This is a genomic window from Streptomyces sp. NPDC054840 (assembly GCF_053611065.1).
In genome coordinates this window covers 1-21,627 of record NZ_JBSGZP010000001.1, presented here as the reverse complement: position 1 = coordinate 21,627, position 21,627 = coordinate 1, and the positions used below count along the sequence as shown (strand labels likewise).

General features: G+C 67.9%; 12 protein-coding genes and 8 pseudogenes. 11 read left to right on the top strand and 9 right to left on the bottom strand.

Going from position 1 to position 21,627, the window contains the following annotated elements; translation table 11 throughout:
• Nucleotides 1-231: 231 nt before the first annotated feature.
• From ACWGIU_RS00100 to ACWGIU_RS00085, 4 genes and pseudogenes are all read right to left on the bottom strand, one after another.
• Nucleotides 232-915: a hypothetical protein gene (locus tag ACWGIU_RS00100; protein ID WP_453701432.1), complete on the bottom strand. Its 684-nt coding sequence runs from the start codon at nucleotides 913-915 to the stop codon at nucleotides 232-234.
• A 214-nt stretch (nucleotides 916-1,129) separates the two neighbouring features.
• Nucleotides 1,130-1,300 (bottom strand): annotated as a pseudogene (locus tag ACWGIU_RS00095) (IS5/IS1182 family transposase); the annotation flags it as partial.
• A 950-nt stretch (nucleotides 1,301-2,250) separates the two neighbouring features.
• Entirely contained in the window at nucleotides 2,251-2,754 is a 504-nt protein-coding gene (locus ACWGIU_RS00090; RefSeq protein ID WP_453701431.1) for a hypothetical protein, read from the bottom strand.
• Between the two features lie 908 nt (nucleotides 2,755-3,662).
• Nucleotides 3,663-3,839, bottom strand: a pseudogene (locus ACWGIU_RS00085) (IS5/IS1182 family transposase); the annotation flags it as partial.
• Nucleotides 3,840-3,986: 147 nt separating this feature from the next.
• On the opposite strand from ACWGIU_RS00085, the gene ACWGIU_RS00080 reads away from it, so the two are divergent.
• Nucleotides 3,987-4,931, top strand: coding sequence for an endonuclease/exonuclease/phosphatase family protein (locus ACWGIU_RS00080; RefSeq protein WP_386088959.1), 945 nt, complete (start codon nucleotides 3,987-3,989; stop codon nucleotides 4,929-4,931).
• Between the two features lie 117 nt (nucleotides 4,932-5,048).
• A complete protein-coding gene (locus tag ACWGIU_RS00075; protein ID WP_266599576.1) occupies nucleotides 5,049-5,321 on the top strand; it encodes a hypothetical protein in 273 nt (90 codons plus the stop codon).
• Between the two features lie 438 nt (nucleotides 5,322-5,759).
• Here the strand turns inward: ACWGIU_RS00075 and ACWGIU_RS00070 are convergent, their stop codons facing one another.
• Nucleotides 5,760-6,371 carry a TetR/AcrR family transcriptional regulator gene (locus ACWGIU_RS00070; RefSeq protein WP_252308819.1) on the bottom strand — a complete coding sequence of 204 codons (612 nt, stop codon included), beginning with the start codon at nucleotides 6,369-6,371 and terminating at the stop codon, nucleotides 5,760-5,762.
• Between the two features lie 84 nt (nucleotides 6,372-6,455).
• On the opposite strand from ACWGIU_RS00070, the gene ACWGIU_RS00065 reads away from it, so the two are divergent.
• From ACWGIU_RS00065 to ACWGIU_RS00055, 3 genes are all read left to right on the top strand, one after another.
• Nucleotides 6,456-7,322, top strand: a complete 867-nt coding sequence (locus tag ACWGIU_RS00065) for an alpha/beta fold hydrolase (RefSeq protein ID WP_386088964.1) — start codon at nucleotides 6,456-6,458, stop codon at nucleotides 7,320-7,322.
• A 366-nt stretch (nucleotides 7,323-7,688) separates the two neighbouring features.
• Nucleotides 7,689-8,339 (top strand): hypothetical protein, encoded by a 651-nt coding sequence (locus ACWGIU_RS00060; protein WP_252308817.1) that lies wholly within the window; start codon nucleotides 7,689-7,691, stop codon nucleotides 8,337-8,339.
• A gap of 208 nt (nucleotides 8,340-8,547) precedes the next feature.
• Nucleotides 8,548-11,010, top strand: a complete 2,463-nt coding sequence (locus ACWGIU_RS00055) for a SpoIIE family protein phosphatase (protein ID WP_453701430.1) — start codon at nucleotides 8,548-8,550, stop codon at nucleotides 11,008-11,010.
• A gap of 421 nt (nucleotides 11,011-11,431) precedes the next feature.
• On the opposite strand, the gene ACWGIU_RS00050 is transcribed toward ACWGIU_RS00055, so the two are convergent.
• On the bottom strand, nucleotides 11,432-12,268 hold the full coding sequence (locus tag ACWGIU_RS00050; RefSeq protein WP_453701429.1) for a PhzF family phenazine biosynthesis protein: 837 nt from the start codon (nucleotides 12,266-12,268) through the stop codon (nucleotides 11,432-11,434).
• A 152-nt stretch (nucleotides 12,269-12,420) separates the two neighbouring features.
• On the opposite strand from ACWGIU_RS00050, the pseudogene ACWGIU_RS00045 reads away from it, so the two are divergent.
• The 5 genes and pseudogenes from ACWGIU_RS00045 to ACWGIU_RS00025 all read left to right on the top strand — a co-directional run.
• Nucleotides 12,421-12,634: pseudogene (locus ACWGIU_RS00045) on the top strand (hypothetical protein); the annotation flags it as partial.
• 876 nt (nucleotides 12,635-13,510) lie between these two features.
• Nucleotides 13,511-13,831, top strand: a pseudogene (locus ACWGIU_RS00040) (transposase); the annotation flags it as partial.
• 52 nt (nucleotides 13,832-13,883) lie between these two features.
• A pseudogene (locus ACWGIU_RS00035) lies at nucleotides 13,884-15,541 on the top strand (ISAzo13 family transposase).
• A gap of 27 nt (nucleotides 15,542-15,568) precedes the next feature.
• Nucleotides 15,569-16,486 (top strand): annotated as a pseudogene (locus tag ACWGIU_RS00030) (IS701 family transposase); the annotation flags it as partial.
• Nucleotides 16,487-16,667: 181 nt separating this feature from the next.
• Complete coding sequence (locus ACWGIU_RS00025) at nucleotides 16,668-17,102, top strand: DUF6196 family protein (protein WP_453701428.1); 435 nt, start codon at nucleotides 16,668-16,670, stop codon at nucleotides 17,100-17,102.
• A gap of 119 nt (nucleotides 17,103-17,221) precedes the next feature.
• Here ACWGIU_RS00025 and ACWGIU_RS00020 read toward each other — a convergent pair.
• The 3 genes and pseudogenes from ACWGIU_RS00020 to ACWGIU_RS00010 form a co-directional block, all read right to left on the bottom strand.
• Nucleotides 17,222-18,061 (bottom strand): annotated as a pseudogene (locus ACWGIU_RS00020) (IS5 family transposase).
• Nucleotides 18,062-18,321: 260 nt separating this feature from the next.
• A pseudogene (locus tag ACWGIU_RS00015) lies at nucleotides 18,322-18,635 on the bottom strand (IS30 family transposase); the annotation flags it as partial.
• A gap of 674 nt (nucleotides 18,636-19,309) precedes the next feature.
• Nucleotides 19,310-20,227, bottom strand: a complete 918-nt coding sequence (locus ACWGIU_RS00010; RefSeq protein WP_453701427.1) for a LysR family transcriptional regulator — start codon at nucleotides 20,225-20,227, stop codon at nucleotides 19,310-19,312.
• Nucleotides 20,228-20,297: 70 nt separating this feature from the next.
• Here ACWGIU_RS00010 and ACWGIU_RS00005 point away from each other — a divergent pair, with 70 nt between their 5' ends.
• A complete protein-coding gene (locus tag ACWGIU_RS00005) occupies nucleotides 20,298-21,254 on the top strand; it encodes a DMT family transporter (RefSeq protein ID WP_453701426.1) in 957 nt (318 codons plus the stop codon).
• Nucleotides 21,255-21,627 lie beyond the last annotated feature (373 nt).

The following is a 21,627-nucleotide window of genomic DNA, read 5'->3' as shown; positions in this document are numbered from 1 at the left end:
GAGTCGGCCGCAGTTGATGAGGGCTGCGGCGATGGGACGAAGGCCAGGAAGTGGGCCTTCCGGTTGAACTCCAGCCGGGTCCTGCCCCCTTGGGCGGGGTCCGCAGCGAGGCGTGCAGCGCCTCCAGGATGTGCCTGCCGACGCCGAGGGCCGGGACCGCTGCTTCGACACGCAGCCCGGGGACAGCGGCACGCTCCCCCCGGTACTCATCGGCAGCATGTCCGTGCAAGGTCACCCTGGCGATGTTTCGCCCGGCACCGCCGGGCGTCTGCGGCCGATGAAGAGAACCACTGCTCCTGCGGTCAGTGCTGAAGCTGAGGTAAGGCCCAACCGCAACCTGGTCTGCCGCTGGACCTCGAGCACAACCGATTCATTGCGCACCCAGGATTCCGCATTCCACGCTTCGTCCCGAAGTTCCCATTCGCGTTGCACGTTCGCAGCCTGATCCGCCTCGCGCAACTTGCGATCCGCCAGCGCGCGATTGAAGTCCCTGGAGTTCTCGGTCTCGTTGACGCGTGTGTGGACTTGCATGGTCAGGGCGCCGACAAGACCGCCGACGACCAGTAGCGCCACACCGATCAATCGCGCCGAGGCTTTGCTTGGTACCACTGGGCGTCGGCGACCGAGCATGAGGATTACGGCGCCTGCGATCAGTGCCGAAGCCGTGATCGCGCCGAACCACAACCTGTCCTGCTTCTGGTCGTCCAATTCAGCCAGATCAAACTCGGACCACCCAGTCCAAGACCGAGCCTCCTGAAGCAAGTGATGCTGATGAAGGTTGACGGCCTCATTCGCCTCGAGCATGTAGCGGTCCGCCAGGTAGAGACTGCGGTCCGCGCGGGCCGCGGCTTGCTGGACGTGCATGTCAACGTATGTGGTGAGGGCGCCGAGGAGAACTGCCACGAACAGCAACATGACACCGGATATAAAATACTTGCGACTCACCGTCAAACCTCAAATTTTGATTTCGGGGCATGCCCCTCTGGCTTTCTGGAGGATGGCGGAGCTGTATTCAATCCTCCATGTGTACGGGGTCCTTTCAGAATGCTGGGGTCTTGCGGGCGAGCGTAAGCGGCGAGGGCCGTGGAGCCAGGCGATGGCGGACTTGGCAACCCACCGCACCGCGCCGGGGCCGGCCCTGCTTGCCCCGCACCGGCGGCACGCGGTCGACCAGCGGCAGGAACTGCGTGACGTCGTTGCGGGCCGCCGAACGGCACCCGCAGCGGGTGCCGTGTGCGTCGGTCGGCACGTGGTGCTTCGAGCCCGGACGTGCACGGTCAACCGGACTCGGGCCGGCCTTTAGGAGGCCGGTGCCGACGGCGCCGCCAATTGGCGATCACGCTGACGTACAGGATTTCAACGACTTGCTGTAACCGGCGTCTCCTGCCTCGACACTGAGATAGACCGCTCCCTATGGCGCCGCAGGCATCAGGAGAGACTGCTCACTCATGCCGGCTCTCACTTTCCATGGGTAGTGTGGTGCGTCCGTACTGCCGTCCGGCAGGTCAACGGATTGCAGGTGGACACGGTTGGTGTGGCGTGATCGCTCGCGTGCGGACCGGGACGCAATCAGGCTCCGCAAGACCACCGGCCGTTCGTTCGGGTGATTGATGGATTCGGAGCTACTGTGCCGATCAGCCAGCACTTTTTCTAGCGCAAGTTTCCGATCATTCATCGTCGAGAGAATCGAACGTTAGCCTCAAGTCAGGTTCAGACGCTGACGGTTTCCGTGAGCGGCCCGTCGCGACCGTCACGTTACTCACGTAGATCCACGGCTTCGAAGAGTTCCACGGATGCCACGGAGGTGGGCGCGACGCGGGTTGTCACCCGGTGACGCCACCGATCGTGAGGCGTGGGTCCGCCACCTTGTCGCCCTTCAACCAGCTCGGCCGCGCCCGGCCTCCAGCACCATGCGGCAGCCCGCCGTGCCCAGCCGCCCGCTGTGGGAAGGACAGCCCTTACGTGCTGGCCCCCAACCTGCGAAAGGGAAGATCCCGATCGTGGCGAGGCTTGATCTGCGGCGCGAACGCGGCCGGTCCGGCGTTCCTGGCGCTTCAGCCGTGACCACCTCCAGCCCCTCGACAATCGCGACAGGGCACCCCGCGGGGAAGCAGCCGACGCCCGAGCCCGCGCCGGATCATCAATGCACGCTGCCACGGTGAGAGCCAGCTTCGGCCCTGGCCTGCGGGCTGTTGTATCCCGTTGATGCGGCTGCCGTGATACCTCGGTGGTGGGCGGTCGAGAGGCAGGTCATGCAGGATAACGTGTCGACGTATCGCGGATGTTCAGGTAGAAGTCGATGAGTTTGACTGTGGCGAAGGCTGTGGCCCCGATGCGCAGAGCGTTGACCCCGAACCAGGCCCAGGCAAGTGTGTCGACGCGCGCCGGGTCGTTGATCGGAGGCCCGAAATACAGCGTACGGTTGATTTGCGTGACGGCGACGAAGGTGAGCGCGGCCATGGCGAGATGGCCGTAGGTGGCGAGTCGCAGGCGAGTCTGGTTCGCGGGCGACAGCCCGCCCCGCTTCAGCCAGAGAAAGGCCAGCGAGCCCAGGGCCGGGACAGCCACGATCGCATAGTAGAAGACCGGGTTGGTGACCGAATGGTACGGGTCCCACAAAGACTGGGCTTCCACAGCATGTGCGCCCATCATCATGTTCGGGACATCGACGATCTCCTCATAGAGGAAACCGAAGAAGAACCACGCGTGGCACAGAATCGCTGTGCCCGCGGTGGGGCCTATACGGGCATGCAAGGGGGACGCCTCCTGGATGGAAGAATAGAGCCGACCCCCATCAAATTGTCAAACTCTTTACATATCAACTTGCTTGAAGACTCGCGCGTAGGGAGGGGGCGACCTCCCTCGCCTGCTGACGGGGGAACTGACCGACCTCAGCAAGGCGATCGACTTGATAGCAGCGCTGCGGCAAGCCGGATCGGTATCAACCAGATACACCTATTTTGCTTGGAACGGCTGGGGGCATCAGGGACTCATGAGCACGGGTCAGGTCGTCGGTCCCCGTGCTGACGACTGCCGCCATCAGCGCTATGGCCACCCGGATGGAGGCTCGGGGGTATGCGCGTCGTGAATGGATCCAACGACAGACGCAGGGTGCTGCTGCCCGGCGTCTCGGTGCTGGCACGGCAGGTGTCGGAGGCCCCGCACGGGGGCCGAGTGGTGTCTGTACGAGGCGGTGGCCCGTCGCGCGCCGGGCCGATGATGCGCTCGCGCCGGCGCTGGCTGAGCTTGCTGGTGGTGCCGTAGAACAAGCGGGTCTCGGAGCTGGAGCGGCGGCTGCGTATGCCGCCGACGAAGTCGATGAGGACCGCGATGGCGCGGGCGATGGAGCGAGTGGAGGAGATTTCCGCGTTCGCGCTGGGGCGGGTGAACCTGTCGAGGGTGCCGGTGAACCGGCTGTCCCCGCGGGCCCGGTACGGGTAGCTGAGCAAGGCGCAGACGATCGAGAGCTCGGCGGGTGGCGCGGGCCCGTTGGGCAGCGACCGACGCCGGAGGTGAGGCATACCGGGCTCTGATCGAGGGCCGGAGGCACCCGTGGCCCCGGTTCCGTTGTCCGGAGTGCGGGGGGATACCTGGTACGCCAGCGACAGCCCGCTCGGCATCTGGAAACGGTCGGACAGCCGGTATTGCTCGCCGCGGTGCCGCGCGAGGGCCGCGTAAGTGTGTCCGCACCACAGATGGGCCAGTACGCGCAGAGCTTGTCGGCTCGCTGGAAGTCGGCGCCAGAGCGTCCCCCGCTGGCGTTGTCGCACGACCAGCAGGTCGTACAGGAACCGCAGGGCCGACCTGGGCAGAACGACATCTGATGGGTAGGCAAGCACACAAAGCTCGGGCGGGGCTCTGGCGCCTGGCCTTGGATGGCGAGCGGCTTGTGGAACACTGTTTTTGACGGTGCCCAAATCGTCCATTCGGGGATGAGGCTACGGGCGACGCGAAGACGACTCTCTTCTCTCTTCAAAGGTGAACGCATGAGCCAGCATGTGACAGTCCTGTGCTGGAACCTCAAACGCAACGGTGCTGGTGACACCACCAAGCGGCGGCGTGCCCACGAGCTGCTGGCATCCCTCGACCCTCACCTCGTCCTCCGCCAAGAGATGGATGGTGCTGCGGCGGACGGCAACCGGATCATGTACGAGGTTGAGGCTGTCCTTGGCTTGCGCGGCTGGCTCGGCCCCCGAGCCTGTACGGCCGTCTTCGCGAACCCGACGCTGTTCCAGCCGCTGAGGGTGTGTGAGGACGTCGGCCCTGTTTGGGTTCATCCACCCACGGTTGCGGTCTTCCGCTTCACACCAGGCGGCAGCCAGTCCCTGCCCCTTGTTGTGGCTTCTTATCACCTGAACCACGCCTCGGCCACAACCCGCCAGGCCGAGGTGGAGCGGCTGACGAAGTGGGCCGACCGCAAGTGGACGATGCCGGACGGCGAGCGGATGCTGATGCCCGCCCTCATGGGCGGTGACAACAACTCCTACCCGGTGCCCGGTCTGGAAGGGGACCTCCCCCTGCCGGATTTGGAACAGATCGCCGACCGGCCGCACCGGCTCCACCGCTCCCACATCGGCCGCGATGGGCAGCGGCTGTTGGACACCTGCCCTGATGAGGCTCTGCGCACCGCCGGCCTGGAGGACGTGGCCCGCTATTGGGCGAACACCCGTGATGGCGACAAGGCAGCCGCGTCCCGCACGATGAACGCCAGTCCGACGCACGGCCCGGACACGCGGATCGACAGGATCTACGCCACGCCCGCCCTACTCGGAGCGGTGAGGGAGGTCGACGTGATCGAGGTCGAACCGGGTATATCAGACCACCACATCGTCCGTCTGACCCTTGACGCCGACCGCCTGACCGACGCCCTCACTTACCGGCCCCGGAGGCAAGCCGCGCCAGCTGTAGCATCCGAAACGATCGACGACTGAAGCGCCCACCTTACGACCAAACCGGGACCGGCGCCTGCCGTGGGCCAACCGTGCTCGGCACCATGCCCGCAAGATCACGTCCACGGGTATTGCCGACGTAAGCCCCAAAGCCGGCACATGGAGGCCGCGGCGACCGACGACGCGCTGGCTCTGTTCGTGCTGCTGATGCAGGTGAGGCTGATCAGCGCCGCGCGCCGCGCGCCAGACCGGGACTGGGTGGCGGCCCGGGGCCGAGTGGCGAAGGCGTCACGGATGCTCGATGGGGTGTTCCGGCTGTGGAGCGAGCAGCAGGACCTGGTTGCCGAGAGCGGCGCGGATCTGGATGCGGGCGCGATGTGGCGGGCGCTGGAGACGGAGATCGGCCAAGGGGACCATCAGAACAGCCATTAACGCTAAGCACTTGATCTTGCGAGAGCAGGACCCCGGCGGGAAGGCGTTCGCCGGGGTCGCCGGTCGCCAGGTCATCCAAGGGGAGTGGCTCCGGCGTTTGGGTGGGGCTGGGCCTGGAGCCGGTCGCGGAGGTCGATCTCTTCGGGGGTAAGCGGCTCCCCGGGGCGGCGGATGCGGACGGGCTTGGGCCGAAGCGGCAGGCCGTGGTCTGCGACGGCATGTTCAGCTTCTGCGAGTACTCGGTAGAGGGATGCGACGGATGGGGACTTGCCTGCGTTCTTCCCACTTGATGGTGAGCTTCTTCGCGATGTCCGGGACGGGGACGCCCTTGTCCTTACAGTGCGACGGCGAAGGTGTACGGCCCGCCGGAGAAACGCGAGGTCGCCTGGTACCTGGTGGATCGGGCAACCGCGCACAGGATCGGCGGACGGCACCCGCTCAGTTCCCGTTCCGCACCAGCAGCCCGTCCACCAGGTGCTCCAGTGCCTCCGTCATCTCCGTGCGGGTGGCCCCGGGATCGTCCGCGTGCGCGACCATCAGCGCCGCCTCGTCCAGCGCGCCGAGAAGGATGTGGGCCAGCGGCGGTACGGGCCGGGGGGCCAGCGCCCCGGCCGCCATCGCCGCCTCCAGGGCCGCCGTGATCACTCCGAGGCCGTGCTCCTGGCCGATCTCCCGCCACCGCCGCCAGCCCAGCACCCCTGGGGCGTCCAGCAGCAGAACGCGTTCCACGTCCGGCTCGGCGAAGGCGTCGAGAAACGCGCGCGCCCCCGCCTTAAGCGCCTGCACCGGATCCGTGGCGGTCGTCATGACCTGCCCGGCGATCCGCTCGGTCAGCTCCGCCTCGACCGTCTGCACCGTGGCGTCGAACAGATCGTTCTTGTCCCGGAACTGGTGGTAGAGCGCCCCCCGGGTCACCCCGGCGGCCCGGACGATCTCCTCGGTCCCCACCCCCGCGTAGCCGCGCTCGCCGAACAGCGACCGGGCGGCGGCGATGAGAGCCGCCCGGGTCGCCCGGGAACGCTGGGTGTGCTTGGTGCCGGTCGATTCCATCCTGCCCCCTTGAGTTCCGTACAGCCTGTATGCCACTCTACATGCATACAGTCTGTACGTAATTTGCCCCGAAGGGTGCCCGCCATGCCACAGCTCACGCTTGACCAGGGAACCGTCCACTACCGGGACACCGGAGAAGGCGAGCCTGTGCTGCTTCTGCACGGGTACCTCATGGACAGCAGGCTCTGGGAACCGGTCGTCGCCCGGCTCGCCCCAGACTTCCGGTGCATCACCCCCGACCTGCCCCTCGGTGCCCACCGCACCCCGATGAACCCCGGCACGGACCTCAGCCTCCCGGGGATCGCCCGGCTGGTCGCGGATTTGATCGTCGCGCTCGATCTGCCCCGGGTGACCCTGGTCGGTAACGATCTCGGCACCGCCGTCGCCCAGCTCGTCGCCGCCCGTCATCCCGAGCTGATCGGGCGTCTCGTCCTCACCAACGGCGAGTGCTTCGACAACTGCCCGTCACCCTGGTTCAGATCACTTGTCCCCGCCTCCAGGGTGCCCGGTCTGCTCACCCTGGTTTTCCAGGCCCTGCGGCTGCGTGCCGTTCGTCGCATGCCCTTCGGGTTCGGCCTGCTGACCAGGGGCGCACTGCCCCACGATCTGATCGACGACTGGCTGGGGGCCTTCTTCGCCGACCCCGGCGTCCGGCGCGACTGCGTCAAGGTCACCCGTGGGATCGTCCCCACGGCCCTGCTCGAACCGGCAAGGCGGCTCGCCTCCTTCGACCGGCCCACCCTGCTGGCCTTCGCCCGCGAGGACCGGCTCTTCCCCTACGCGCACGGCGAGCGACTGGCCGCGATCGTGCCCGGCGCCCAGCTGGAGACCATTCCCGACAGCCGCACCTGGGTGATGCGCGACCAACCCGATCTGACAGCCCTGCTCATCAGCGAGTTCATCCGCAACACCCCCACCGGCGCCACACCGGCGGACGCCACTCCCGCCTGATCCTGGTCCAGGACCCACTGCCCGTGACGCGCCCTAGTGACCGGGTTTTGAGGTGTGGGCTCGCCCCATGAGTCGTGTTCTGTTTCAGATCATGTGGGTCCGGTGTCCTCATGGCATGGGCGATAACAGGCTGCCACCACTGGTGCTGTCGGAAGCTGAGCAGCTGACACTGCAGAGCTGGGCCAGACGGCGCCCCTCTCGGCGAGACGGACTGCGCGACGGCCCGTGAACACCCGCCTACGTCTGGCGATCACAGAACGGCGACATGCCCGTCCCGACGCCCCCGCCACCCCGGCTGGCGGGCGAGACTGCTTCCCGCCCGCCCGTCTAGGCGTCCGGCCGCGCCCACTCCGATCGAGGGAAACAATGTCCAGAACGCCCATCGCACTCGCCTCGCTGACGTCGCTGGCGGCGGCTGCCGCACTGCTGGCGACCGGCTGTGCGGGAAGGGCCGACGGCGTGGAAGCCAGCGGCTGCCGGGACGACGGAGGCTGGTCAGCGCAGCAACAGGCGCAGTGGCTGCGCTCCGCCGTGTCATTCGATGAGGACGCGTCCGGCGAGGAGGCAGTCGTCGAGGTCCGCCCGCGGGGCACGGCCGACGGCCGGCCGCTGTGCGCACCAGTCACCGTACAGGTCCAGTTCTGGCGGCTCACCGCCACGGCGTCGGGCAACGAACTGAGTCCGGCTCTTCGCGTGCAACTGGGCACGGATGGAAGCGAGAAGCGGCTCTTCGGGCTCCCGCCGGGCCTATCCGCTGCGGAACGCGACGCATGCACCGGCGTCCTCATGGCCGTCTACGCCGGCACCCCCCTGACCGCCGATGAACTGCCCGAAGGAATCGACCGCCTAGGCGGCGACGGGGTACCGGAGGTGACGTTCCGGACCGACCGGCTCGCTGCTCACCGGCTGATTTCGCCGCCGGACCGGGAGCGGTGTGAGGCGGACACCGGGGCGGCGGAAAGTGCCACGACCGCCCCCTCCGCCACCTCAAACCGATGGGGCCTCGACCATCGATGAGCGGCCCCGGCGAGGCCCGCGGAGTCACAGCAGGGCAGAAGCCGTCTCCCAGCCCTCACGACACACGATCACGCGCCGGAGCGGGCCCTGTCTGCGGCCGGCAACGCCTGCCGTAGAGCGGAGTACCTGCTGTCGTGGGCCCGCGTGCCCTCGACGTCCGTCCAGGTCACGGGAGTGACAGCGCGTACTCGGGCGGGTCCGGCGCACAATGAGTACTAACACTGGTGCCGTCGAGAAGGATGAACCCGTGGACGAGCGCAGGGCCGCATCGGTGAACCGGGGCCCCGCCGCAGCGGCGGCGGACGCCGGAGGGCTGGTCACCGCGTGGAGCGACGCGGCCCGCCGCCTGCTCGGCTTCGAGCCCGGGGACGTGATTGGCTGCTTCGTGGCGGATCTGCTGGCCGAACCACTGCCGGTCGATGCCCTGCGCAGCCTGGCCGAGCCGGACGAGTGGAGCGGTACGGTCGTGGTGCAGCACCGGGACGGCCACCCCGTCGAGGTGCGGCTGGACGCGCACCCGCTGCTCGACGGGGCCGGTGCCGTCCACTGGTTTCTCACGGCCACCGTGCCAGAGCCGGCGGCGCAGCTGCAGAAGTGGGCGCTGGAGCAGTTCCCCGTCCCGGTGGCCCTCTTCGACCAGGACGGGCTCGCGGTGTCCACCAACTCCGCGATGGAGGGGGTGATGGGTAGGCCCTCCAGGGATCTGCTCGGCCGTCGGGTGGGCGAATCGGTCGACGGCCTGCGGCGCCTCCCCGGCTTCGAGGGCCTTGGTGACGCGGTGCAGCGGGTCCTGCGTACGGGCGAGACCATGCCGTACGAGGCCTGGCTACACGCCCCCGGCGAGCCCCGCGAACACGCCTGGCTGGTGTCCCTCAGCCCGCTGAAGGACAATGCGGGCCGGATACGAGGCTTGTGTCTGGCGGCCATGGACAGTACAGAGCAGTTCCTCGCCCGGCGCAGACTGAGCGTCCTCAACGAGTCCAGCGTCAGGATCGGCTCCACCCTCGACGTGGCCCGCACCGCCGAGGAACTGGCCGAGGTGTACACGGCGCACTTCGCTGACTTCGCTCTCGTGGACCTGCTGGAGTCCGCGCTGGCCGGGGACGAGACGGGCGCTATGCCCGATGCCGCGCCCGTCTTCCGTCGCACCGCCTGCCGGTCCGTGCTAGAGGGCTGTCCCGAGGTGACGATCCCCGTCGGTGCCACGCACGGCTACCGCAAGGACTCGCCGCAGGGACGCGTGCTGACGGACGGCCGCGGTCTGTTCCACGCCGTCGACGAAGCCGGGCGGCGATGGTGGGCCGCGGACTCCCCTGACAGTGTCCGAAGCATCGACACCCACGGCATCCATACCCTGTTGGTGGTGCCGCTGCGGGCCCGCGGCATCACGCTCGGCCTGGCGATCCTCGGCCGCCACCGGACACCGGAACCCTTCGACGACGACGATCTGCTGCTCGCCAAGGAACTCGCAGCACGCGCGGCGGTGTGTGTCGACAACGCCCGCCGCTACACACGGGAACGCGACACGGCACTCGCCCTCCAGCGCAGTCTGCTCCCGCAGCACGCACCCAGACAGGCGGCCGTAGAGGTCGCCTCCCGTTACCGGCCAGCGAGCTCCCGCGCCGGCATCGGCGGCGACTGGTTCGATGTCATCCCCCTATCCGGAGCCCGGGTGGCCCTCGTCGTGGGCGATGTCGTCGGCCACGGGGTGCAGGCGTCCGCCACCATGGGTCGGCTCCGCACCGCCGTACGCACCCTCGCCGACGTCGACCTCGCCCCCGACGAACTGCTCACCCAGCTCGACGACATCGTCCTGCGCCTGGACTCCGAGCGGACACAGGATGCCGCCGAGGAACCACCGAGCCCGGGCGAGGTCGGAGCCACCTGCCTCTACGCCGTCTACGACCCCATCTCACGCCGCTGTACCATGGCCCGCGCCGGTCACCCTGTCCCGGCCATGGTCACCCCTGACGGCAAGGTCTCCTTCCTCGACCTGCCGATAGGACCCCCCTTGGGGCTGGGCGGTCTGCCGTTCGAAACCGCGGAGTTCGACATCTCCGAGGGCAGCATCCTCGCCCTCTACACTGATGGCCTCGTCCACGCCCCCGACCGCGACCTCGACGACGGACTCGCGATGCTCCGCCGGGCCCTCGGCGGCCCCGGCCGTGCACTGGAGGAGATCTGTGACGGAGTCCTACAAAGTCTGGTGCCCGACCGGCCCGCCGACGACGTCGCCCTCCTCGTGGTCCGTATCCGTGCGCTCGAAGCCAGCCGGGTCGCCGCCTGGGACGTACCCGCGGACCCTTCCTCCGTCGCCCGCGCCCGTGCACTGGCCTGCGAGCAACTGGCCACCTGGCACCTGCAGGACCTCGGCTTCGTTACCGAACTCGTCGTCAGCGAACTCGTCACCAACGCCATCCGTTACGGCGGATCCCCCATCCAACTGCGCCTGATCCTTGACACAGCGCTCATCTGCGAGGTCTCGGACTCCAGCAGCACGGCCCCCCACATGCGCCGGGCCCGCGTGTTCGACGAGGGAGGCCGCGGTCTACTGCTCGTCGCCCAGCTCACCCAGCGCTGGGGCAGCCGCCACACCCGCACGGGCAAGACGATCTGGGCCGAGCAGGCCCTGCCCACCGGACGCGCGGAGAACGGGCCTCAGGCACCGTAAGCGACACAGGATCCAGCCGAGGCGCCGTAGGCGGTGGTGGGGAAAAGCCACTCGCGCGGCGATGAGTTCCGTCGTGCGCCGGTCCATGTGGACGGAGATGCGCTTGTCATCGATCAGGGTCATCAGGGTGTGCGGGCGAGCGATGACCCGACGATCGGTTTCCTGAACGCGGACGTGGCGCGGTTCTGCGCCGGCCTGGATGATCTGGCTGTGCCGTTCCTACTTGGATCCTGGTGTCGACCGCGCCCCTCAGCCGGGTCGGGGCCGAGGGCACCGAGGAGCCGACAGCCGTCGGAGTACCAGAAGGGGAGGCGGGAACGGTCGCGGACGCGGATGCCGAAGTGGACGGCGATGGGGACGCGGGCGCCCGGGAAGACGCCGCCGCAGGGGTCCCGGGGTCACAGTCGCCGCGGGCGGACCGTCAGACGCGCAGGGTCGCCTCCAGAACGGTGACCGCGTGCCCGGTGAGCAGGACACGGTCCGCCCGCAGCTCCGTACTGACCAGGCCGGTGCGGGCGGACGCCTGGAATCCGGTGAGGACGCCGGACCTGCCCAGCCGCGCCGACCAGTAGGGGGCGAGCGCCGTGTGGGCGCTGCCGGTCACCGGGTCCTCGGGGATGCCGTTGGCGGGCACGAAGAAGCGGGAGACGAAGTCGTAGCCGGACCCCGGCGCGGCCGCAGCGGCGGTGACGATGACCCCCCACAGTTCCTCACGCCTGGTCAGGGCCGCGATCGCCCCGAGGTCGGGGCGCAGCCCCCGTACGGCCGCCTCGTCGGGCAGCACGGTCAGGAGATGGCCCAGGGCGCCGGTACGGAAGGTCGCCTCGGGCCGCAGCCCCAGCGCCTTGGCGAGGCCGCCGGGGACGGGGACCTCAATGGCCGGCGCGGCCGGGAAGTCCAGGGTGATCTCCCCCTCCTCCCCGGCATGCGCGATGAGCAGGCCGTGGAAGCGGCTGCGGAACCGCACCGACCCGCTGGCCGGCAGCAGCCCGTCCCGTTCCAGCGAGTGCGCCGTGGCCAAAGTGGCATGGCCGCACAGGCCGACCTCGACGGTCGGGGTGAACCAGCGGATCTCCCAATCGGCCTCGCCCCCGGCCGGCAGCGGCAGGGCGAAGGCCGTCTCCGCGTGGTTCAGCTCCGCGGCGATCTGCTGCAGCCGCGTGTCGTCCGGCCACTCCCCGGCCGGGAGCAGACAGACACCGGCGGGGTTTCCGGCGAAGGGTCGGGTGGTGAAGGCGTCTACGATCTGGATTCGCATGCCAAGAAAGTTAGCGAGGCCAACCGTCACCAAAGGAAGGCCAATTCCGCGAGAGTGGCCTGCCTGTCCTGCCCGTCCGGCGGGGCTCTCGTCAGTCGAGGGGCTTGCCGAAGTTGAAGGCGGTCACGGCCGTCCGCTCGCGGAAGTAGAAGCGGTGCCTCGACGAGGGCGGCCGCGGTCTGCTGCTCGTCGCCCAGCTCACCCAGCGCTGGGGCAGCCGCCACACGCACGGGCGACACGATCTGGGCCGAGCAGACCCTGCCCGCCCGGACCACGGAAGACGAGCCGAAGTGTCCTGGAACCGAGGAGCCGTCCGGCCCGGGCGCCGTGGGCGGTGCGGAGAAGGAGCTATTCGCGCGACGATGAGTTCCCGCCGTGGGCCCCTCCGCCGGTCCGTCGCGAGGGCGGTGAGCTACCCCCGAGGGCTTTGTGCCCCGGGTGGGCAGCCCCCTCGGAAAGGGGCGCGGACGGCAAGGACGGCGGGGGCACCACTGTCGGCGGTGCGAAACGCACCGGGCAGAACGGGACGCCGGGTTGCGAGCGCAGGGCGTCGCGCAATCCGGATTCACAGGCTCCAGGACGCCGCGCGCGACCGCGCTTGTCGGTACGTTCTGACATGCGCGCAACATCCTCCCCCGCAGGAGGTCCTTTCCTCGGCTGTCGGCGATCGCGGCGGCGGTCCTGGGCGGGCTCACCGCTGCCGTCACCCCGGCCACGTTCGACGCTGCGTGACACCAGTAGCTCGGTGCTCGTCCAGCGGTACACCCTGAACATTGTGCGCCGGACCCGCCCGAGTACGCGCTGTCACTCCCGTGAGCAGGACGGACTTCGGGGGCGCGCAGGCCCGACTGCGGTGGGCACCTTCGACAGGCGGGGCACCTTGCTGAAGCGGCGGGTGTGGTAGGCGGAGGCGACGGCACAGCAGCGCGAGCGGCACGGCGAGCCGGGCTGTGCGTCACACTTCGCAGGCGTGCTGTTCGACATCGTCGGCGTCCGACCGGCTGGTCGGGGAAGGCTGCTGAGGGTCCGTCATGGGTCCGGATTTTTGCACAATGCAAGTCTCAGAAGGAGGTCCGTCCCTCTTTTTACTCCAGCTGTAGATCGTGATCTTGCTGGTGGGGCCGGTGTGGGTATGGCTGCGGCCACCGTTGATCATCGTGAGTTGTGTGGACTAACGAAGAGACGGTGGCCGCAGGTCACAGCATAGATCCCACCCGCTGGCGGGCGAGCTTTGAGGTCCTCATGGGCCGGATCGCCGGACGGTTCGCGCGGGTCGAACCCCGGCGGCGGGCTGGGCGGTTGGTGCTTGGATTGCTCGCGGACCTGCCCCGCAAGAATTGCTGGACGATCGCCGAATGGGCCGGGGAAGCAGCGCCACACGGCATGCAGCACCTGCTGTGCCGCGCGGCCTGGGATGCCGACGCCGTGCGGGACGATGTCCGCGACTACGTCGTCGAGCACCTCCGTGAAAAGGCCGCGGTGCTGGTCGTCGACGAGACCGGCCACGTGAAGAAGGGCTCTCACACCGTCGGCGTCCAGCGCCAGTACACCGGCACCGCCGGGGCCCGTATTTCAATAAGTGCTCGGTAGAGGGGTGTTGGTGCGAGTCTGTGATATGACTCCGTGTCTGTCAGGCCGCGCTGCCACCCGTGCCCTGCGAACTAAGTTCGATCAGATCCTGCCGCACTTCGATGAGCGTCGCCGCCGGTTGTACCTGGCCAGTGAGGCGACGGCTCTCGGGCACGGCGGGATCGTCCGGGTCGCAGCCGCCTCCGGCACCAGCACTGCCACCATCGCGCGAGGTATTGCCGAGCTGGCCGGTGGCTCCTCGCCGACCCGACGGGTCCGGGCTCCAGGCGCCGGCCGCAAGCGGCTGACAGACACCGAATCCGGTCTGCTGCCCGCGCTGGAGTGGCTGATCGAGCCGCACACTCGAGGCGACCCCGTCTCTCCGTTGCGATGGACCACGTTGTCGTTACGGGCTCTGGCCTCGACCCTCACCACACAGGGCCACCCGATCAGCGCTTCAACCGTCGGACACCTGCTGCACACCCTGGGCTACAGCCTGCAGGGAACCGCGAAGACAACAGAGGGCATCAGCCATCCGGACCGTGATGCCCAGTTCACCCACCTCAATGCCACCGCCACCGAGTTCCTCAACGACGCCCAGCCAGTGATCAGCGTCGACACCAAGGCCAAGGAGTGGCTCGGCAACCGTGACCGGCCCGGTCGCACCTGGCGGCCGGGCAAGAACGCGATCAAGGTGGACTGCCACACGTTCACCACCAACGACCAGCCCATGGCGATCCCCTACGGGATCTACGACATCGCCAACAACACCGGGTGGGTCAACGTCGGCACCGACCACGACACCGCCCAGTTCGCGGTGGAGTCCATCCGCCGCTGGTGGCAGCACCGCGGACGGGCGGACCACCCGAATGCCGGCCGGCTCCTGATCACCGCCGACTCCGGCGGCTCCAACGACCCCCGCCGCTGGACCTGGAAGAGCAACCTGGCCGCCTTCGCACGAGAGAGCGGCCTGGAGATCACGGTCTGTCACCTACCGCCGGGGACTTCGAAGTGGAACAAGATAGAGCACCGGATGTTCTGCCACATCACCGCGAACTGGCGGGGGCGACCGCTGACCAGCTACCAAGTGGTCCTCGAGACCATCGCCGCCACAACAACCAAGACCGGCCTGACCATTGGGGCCGAACTGGACACAGGAAGCTACGACCTCGGCATCAGCGTCACACCCGCCGAGTTCCACGCCCTTCCGATCACACCCAACGCCTTCCACGGCGACTGGAACTACACACTGTCTCCCGTGCCACCGCGAACACCCTACGCGCCGGCAAGCACTCGCCGGACCGATCCGGCCCTGACCATGATGCTCACCAGACCAGCCCTGACCGGCATGTCACGAACCGCTTTCGACCATTTGGTAGCCGTCTCGGAACCTTTCTGGGATGCCATGGCCGAGGCGGCATTCCAGCGACGCTTCCACCGTCCGCGCAGCTACCGCCACCCGCAGACCAGCAGCGTGGACCACACCCACCGGCTCCTGGCAGCCATCCTGCGCCGCCGCAGAGCGGTGACCATGACGTTCCTAGCCCAATTACTGGGCGTCAACCGCACCAACCTGTCCATCCAATACCAGGACGGAAAACGGCTCCTGGACCTGCACGGAATCCTCGTCACGCCGATACCCGGATCGCCCGCCCGCACATTGGCACAGCTACACGCCCGAACAACCCTCGCGGAAACCCGTGATTGACAGTTATTGAAATACGGGCCCCCGGGCGGATCGAGAACTCCCAGGTCGCCGTCTACGTGGTCTACGCTGGGCAGCGCGGACACGCCGCAGTGGACCGGGAGCTGTACATCCCGCGCTCGTGGACCAGCGATCCGGATCGCTGTCAGGCCGCCGGGCTCGACGACGAGCTCACCTTCAAGACCAAGCCGGAACTGGCCACTGCGATGATCGAACGATTCCTGGACGCCGGACACCAGGCCGCCTGGGTTGCCGGGGACGAGGTCTACGGCGGCAACCCGAAACTGCGGGCCGCGCTGGAGGCACGGGGCGTCGGCTATGTGCTGGCCGTGGCCTGCTCGGCCGAGGTGACCACTGGCGCCAGCAAGCTCCGGGCCGACGCGCTGGCCAAGAAGCTGCCCAAGCGTGCCTGGCAGCCATTGTCCGCCGGCGACGGCGCGAAGGGCCACCGCTTCTACCATTGGGCCGTCATCGACCTGGCCGAGGATGCCCCCGGCCACCGCCAGCTACTGATCCGGCGCAACCGCAGCAACGGTGAACTTGCCTACTACCGCTGCCACTCGCCGCAGGCCGTCCCGCTGACCACCCTGGTCAGAGTTGCTGGATCAAGGTGGCGGGTGGAAGAGACCTTCCAGGCCGAGAAGGGCTTGGCCGGACTGGACGAGCATCAAGTCCGCCGCTACTCGTCCTGGACCCGCTGGGTCACTCTGGCCATGCTCGCCCATGCCTTCCTCACCGTCGTTCGAGCCGACGAACACGCCCAGCACGATGCCCCTGACGGGCTGATCCCGCTGTCCTGCAACGAGATCCAGCGACTCTTCATCACCCTGGCCGTCCGGCCCCACCACACGGCGGCACACCGGCTCGACTGGTCCCGCTGGCGACGACGCCACCAAGCCCGAGCACGCGCCTGCCACTACCGACGACAGGCAGCCACCACATGAAGATCACGATCTTGCTCGTCGGAGTCTCCGGAGACGAGGAAAGCCGCGTGCGAAATAGACGAGACGGCGAGGGCGTTGCGATGACGGTTGCCCTGTCAGGAGCCTTCGTTCCGACAGAGGAGGCGATCGCGCGATGATCCCCGGGTGGGATCACGGCTTCACGGATCAAGGAGTCTCACTGATGGTCAGTGTGAGTATGGAGACTACGGAACAGACAGAGCAGCGGCTACGCCGTGTGATCGCTCAGGCTGACCTCGTCGTGCACGACGGCGTCTGGTGTTTTGAAGAGTCTCCGGCCGACCAGCCGCCGACGCTCACCGCCGAGACGCTGGCAGTCGTTCGGGACCGGGAGAGCTGGAGCCGCCTGGTCCCGCTCACCCAGGAGGGCGACGGCGTCGAAAGCTTCGGAATCTTCTCCTTCCACTTCGCCGATCACATGGACAACAGCGGTTTCGTCGGCTGGCTGGCCACCCACCTCAAGGTTGAGCTGGGGACCGGCGTCTTTGTTGTCTGTGGCAGCAACCGCGCCCGCGGCGGTATCTATGACTACTGGGGCTGCCCCATCGACTTGCTGGATCAGGCCATCGCGGTCGTCAGGACACTCCGAGACAGCTGATCTGTATGCAGGCGGAGATCCATCCACAAACGGTGAAGATCACGATCTACGGCTGGAGTATTTTGCGTGAGAACGGGTTCTGAGAGGGCGTTTGAAGTAGGCGTATTGCCGCTTATGCCCTAATAGGTTCCTCGCCAGGTTGATGTGGTCTCGTCCGGTATGCGCTTGGCGAGGTTGTCGATGGAGGCGATGTGGATCATGGCTTCGGAGCTGGTGGTGAGGGTCTCGTAGTCGCGGGCGAGGCGGCGGTGCATCATGATTCAGCCGATGCTCCGCTCTACTACTCAGCGCCGTTTCACGACGTGAAATCCGCGGACTCCGGGGTTTCTGTGGACTACTTCGACGTCGATTCCGAGCTGGGCGCCGTGCTCGACGACAGCGTTTTTGAAGCCGGTGTCGACCCAGCTCTTGGAGATGGTCGGGTACATCTCCTTGGCCTGGTCGAGCAGGCGTATTCCCATGGCGTTCTCGGAGAGGCCGGCGCCGGTGACGGTCACGGCGAGGATGAGGCCGATCGTGTCGGTGAGGATGCCCCGTTTCCGTCCGACGATCTTCTTGGCGGCATCGGTTCCCTGGCTGGTCAGGGGCACGTTGGTGGAGGTTTTGACGCTCTGGGTGTCGATGACCGAGGCGGTCGGCGCGGGCTCGCGGCCTTCCTTGACGCGGGCCAGGCCGGTGGGGTCATAGTTGAGCTGGGCGAAGATTCCCTCGTCACGCCAGGCCGCGTAGTAGAAATAGACCGTGCCGTGGCCCGGGAAGTCGTGCGGAAGGTATTTCCAGGGGATTCCCGTGCGGTTGACGTAGAGAATTGCGTTGAACGCGTCACGTAAATCGACCTTGGGAGGCTGGCCGGTGGGCCTGCGGTCGAGCCGGGCCTTCCGCCAGGCTGTTAACGTCGGCTCGATCAGGGCCCATCGGGCGTCGGACAGGTCGCTGGGGTAGGGCTTGCGCTGGTTCACGCCGTAGCGTGAGCATGGCTGCGGCGGAGGGTGCCGTTCCGCTGCTGCTCGGCGTTTCCGCCTCATCTTCGAACCAGACGGACTTCATGCATGAGGAGCGGAGCAAACGGGCGGCCGCGTCGAGGAGGCCACGGAGGCGAGGGGGTGCGTAGGGGGCAAACACCTCAAACAAGACAGCCCTGAAACCTACTTACTGGCACAGACTCTCTTTCAATGCCCACTGAGAGCCGATCGTAGTTCACTGGCAAAGGATGGCGAGCTCAAGCGGTTAGCGCATCACCGCTGTTCAAGAGGTCAGCGTAGACCTCTGCCGGAGTGCGGTAGCCATGGGTCTTGCGCGGCCGATGGTTGAGTTCATGGGCGATGGGCGATGGCATCCAGGTCGGCCTGGCTGAACGTACGGAGGTCCGCGCCCTTGGCCAGGTACTGCCGAAGCAGCCGGTTGGTGTTCTCGTTGGTGCCGCGCTGCCACGGGCTCCGAGGCGTGCAGAGGTAGATCGGCATCTCCCGTCTCGGCGGTGATGGCCTGGTGCTCGGCTATCTCTCGCCCTCGATCCCAGGTGAGCGTCCGCCGCAGTTGCGGCGGGATGCCGAGGAGGCTCATGGTGAGGTGCGAAGTGACCTGCTCCGCCTTGTGCCGTCAGGGAGCGCGACGATGGCCCTGTAGCGGCTAGCGGGCTTTTGGGCGAGCTTGGGCCGGCGCCCACACGTGTAGGCGGCCTCGTCGGCGGAAGCGGCTCGGTAGCGGTCCCGGTCACTGTTGCGGGCGATTTCGCGGGAGACGGTCGAAGGCGATCTGCCCGGCCTTCCGGCCAGCTGCCGGGCGAACTCTCCGGCGGTGATGCCTCAGGATATCTCGTCGCGTTCGCCACCGGTCAGATGCCGCGCTGATCGCTACCGCGGAGTGAGACGGATACCGCCGCCCTGGTAAAGGAACTGACGGACGTGATGCATCGGCGCCCCGAGCGCCCGCCCGATCAAACTGAACGTCTGCCCCTCGCGCCAGCGTCTCCAAATCTCATCCTGCTGAGCCGGCGAAAACCCGTAGTCACGCACCTGTGCCTCCACGATCACATGTCATCCGTGGGTGGTGCGTTGATCACTTGAGGGTGCCATCGTTTGTGCGAATCCGGTTCCGGGCCGCTACTTCGCGGGCGACGCCGGTGGACGAGGGTTCCGGCGGTGGTCTCCTGCGGCGGGGCTGGGTGCGGTGAACGGCGTCGGGTCCGGTCGGCGGCCCGGCAGCGGTCAGTTCGGGTGCAGGGCTTCGGCTCGCTCTTGGAGGGCTTCGAGCAGTGCGCGCACAGGTGGCGCGGGTGGCGTGCCTGGTGCGGTGTAGACGCCGATGCGGCGCTTGGCGGTGGGCGTGACGGGCAGGGCGCGGGTGTCGTTCCGGTCCTCGACGGCCAGGAAAGGGATGATGGCGATTCCGACTCCCGCCGCGACGAGCGCCTGCATGAAGCGGAAATCGCTGGAGCGACAGATCACCTTGGGCGTGAGGCCGTGCGCGGAGGTGAGCGCGTCGACCGCGTCTCCTAGCAGGTCCCATCCGTGAATCCATGGTTCGTCGGCGACGTCTTCGAGACGGGCCGCTCGGCGCGAGGCGAGTCGGTGGTCGGCGGATACAACCAAGCGCAGGTCATCGTGCAGGAGCGGGTGGTAGGTGCAGCGGGCTGCGGCGTCCTTCCAGCTCGGTGGGGGATGCCTGGTGTTGAAGTGGTAGACGAGGGCAATATCGGCGCGGCCGTCACCGAGGGCGGCCAGAGCCTGAGTAGGTTCGGATTCGATCACCGTTGTGTCGACGTGGGTGTCGCGTCGCGCCGCGAGTGCTGCCAGTGCGGGCGCGAGTAGGAAGGCGCCGGCGCTGGGGAAAGTGGCGACGGTCACCGTGGGCGGGCCCTGGTCACGCAGCTGGGCCAGTGTCCGGTGGGCCCGGTGCAGTTCGCCGTGGACGGTGTCGGCGGTGCGCGCGAGGACCTGGCCCGCCGGGGTGAGGGTGACGCCTCGGGTGCTGCGTTCGAAGAGCCTCAACCCGGCGGCGCGTTCGAGGGCCGCCATCTGCTGGGAGACCGCCGACGGGGTCATCTGCAGTGCCTGGGCCGCGCGGGCGAAGCTCCCGCGGTGGGCCACCTCGCGGAACAGGACGAGCCGCTGCACCTCAATCATCAGTTCCCCTTACTGCCTAGTGAGCAATATCGTACTTCTGCTTACGACGCATCGATGTCAGCGTGGCCGCATGATGTTCGATGCACGAGAACGCTCCGGGGCCGCCCTGGCTCTCGGGGCGGTATGCCTCATCGGCGGGTCCGTCGCCGCTGCCACCCACCTTCACGGCTATCCGCTCATCGGCGGACAGGCCGTCCGCTACGGGCTCGCGACCGTGTTCCTGCTGGTCTGGGCCCGCATACGCAGGCACACCTTCATACGGCCCTCCCCGGCCCAGATGGCATGGGTCTTTCTGCTGGCCGCGACCGGGATGGCCGGGTACGGCGTCGTGCTCGTCTACGCCACCTCGATGACCTCGCCGGGCAATGTCGGTGTCGCGCTGGGCGCCGCACCTTTGATCATCGTCCTGGTCCAGTCCCTGCTCGCTCAGGTGCGTCCCTCCCGGAGCCTGATGGCCGGGGCCCTGTGTGTGGCCTGCGGGTCCGCTGTGGCGCAGCTGTCCACCGGCGGCACAGTGCAGTGGAGCGCCCAGGGCTTCGCGTGGTCGTGCCTGGCCCTCACCGGAGTGTGCGCGGTCACACTGCTCGGTGCGCCCGCCACCAAGGCGCTCGGATCGCTGACCGCTATCACCTACGCGTGCGCCCTCGCCTCGGGCATGCTCTTCCTGACCGCCGTGATCACGGGCTCGGTCACCGGGACCCCTGTGCTGCGGCGACCGAGCGGCGCCGAGCTCTCGGCACTGGCCTTCCTCGCCCTCGGCGTGACCATGGTCGTCTTCCTGATGTGGTACGGAGCCGTCGAGCGGCTCGGTACCGGCCGGACCGGCCTCTTCAACGGCCTCATCCCCCTGGCCTCACTTCTGGCCCTGTCCGTGACCGGCACGGCAACCGCCTCCCTCAACCAGATCGCGGGAGCCGCGCTCGTCCTCATCGGCGTCGCCTTCGGACTCCGGGTCAGGAAACGAGACACCCCACCCCCCAGGGCGGCCGCGGCCGAGCACGTGACTGGCGCCCGCCCCCATAGCTGATGCACTCCCAGGGCCGCCTTGTGACGGGCGGACCGGGGCAGCGACGGACGCACCTGGCTTGTCCCGGGGCTCGCCTGGCCCCAGCCCCGACCCCCGGCCCCTGTGGAAGATCAGCCCTACCCGCCGTCGTCGTCATCGTCCAGTTCGGGTGTGTCCGGGTCGCGCAGGGGCCGCAGGGCGCTGGAGTCGGCTGGAGGCGGGGAAGCTGTAGCGACCGAGCACGTCGAGGTTCTCGTGCCCAAGGACCGGCATCAACCTCCTGGGTCACTCCCTGTTCAACATCAAGGCCAACAGCCCCAGCCAGGGCCTGCGCCCCTTCCGCGCCCCCGACGCCGACGATATGGACGAGGTCTGACGGCCGCACGGCCGGGAC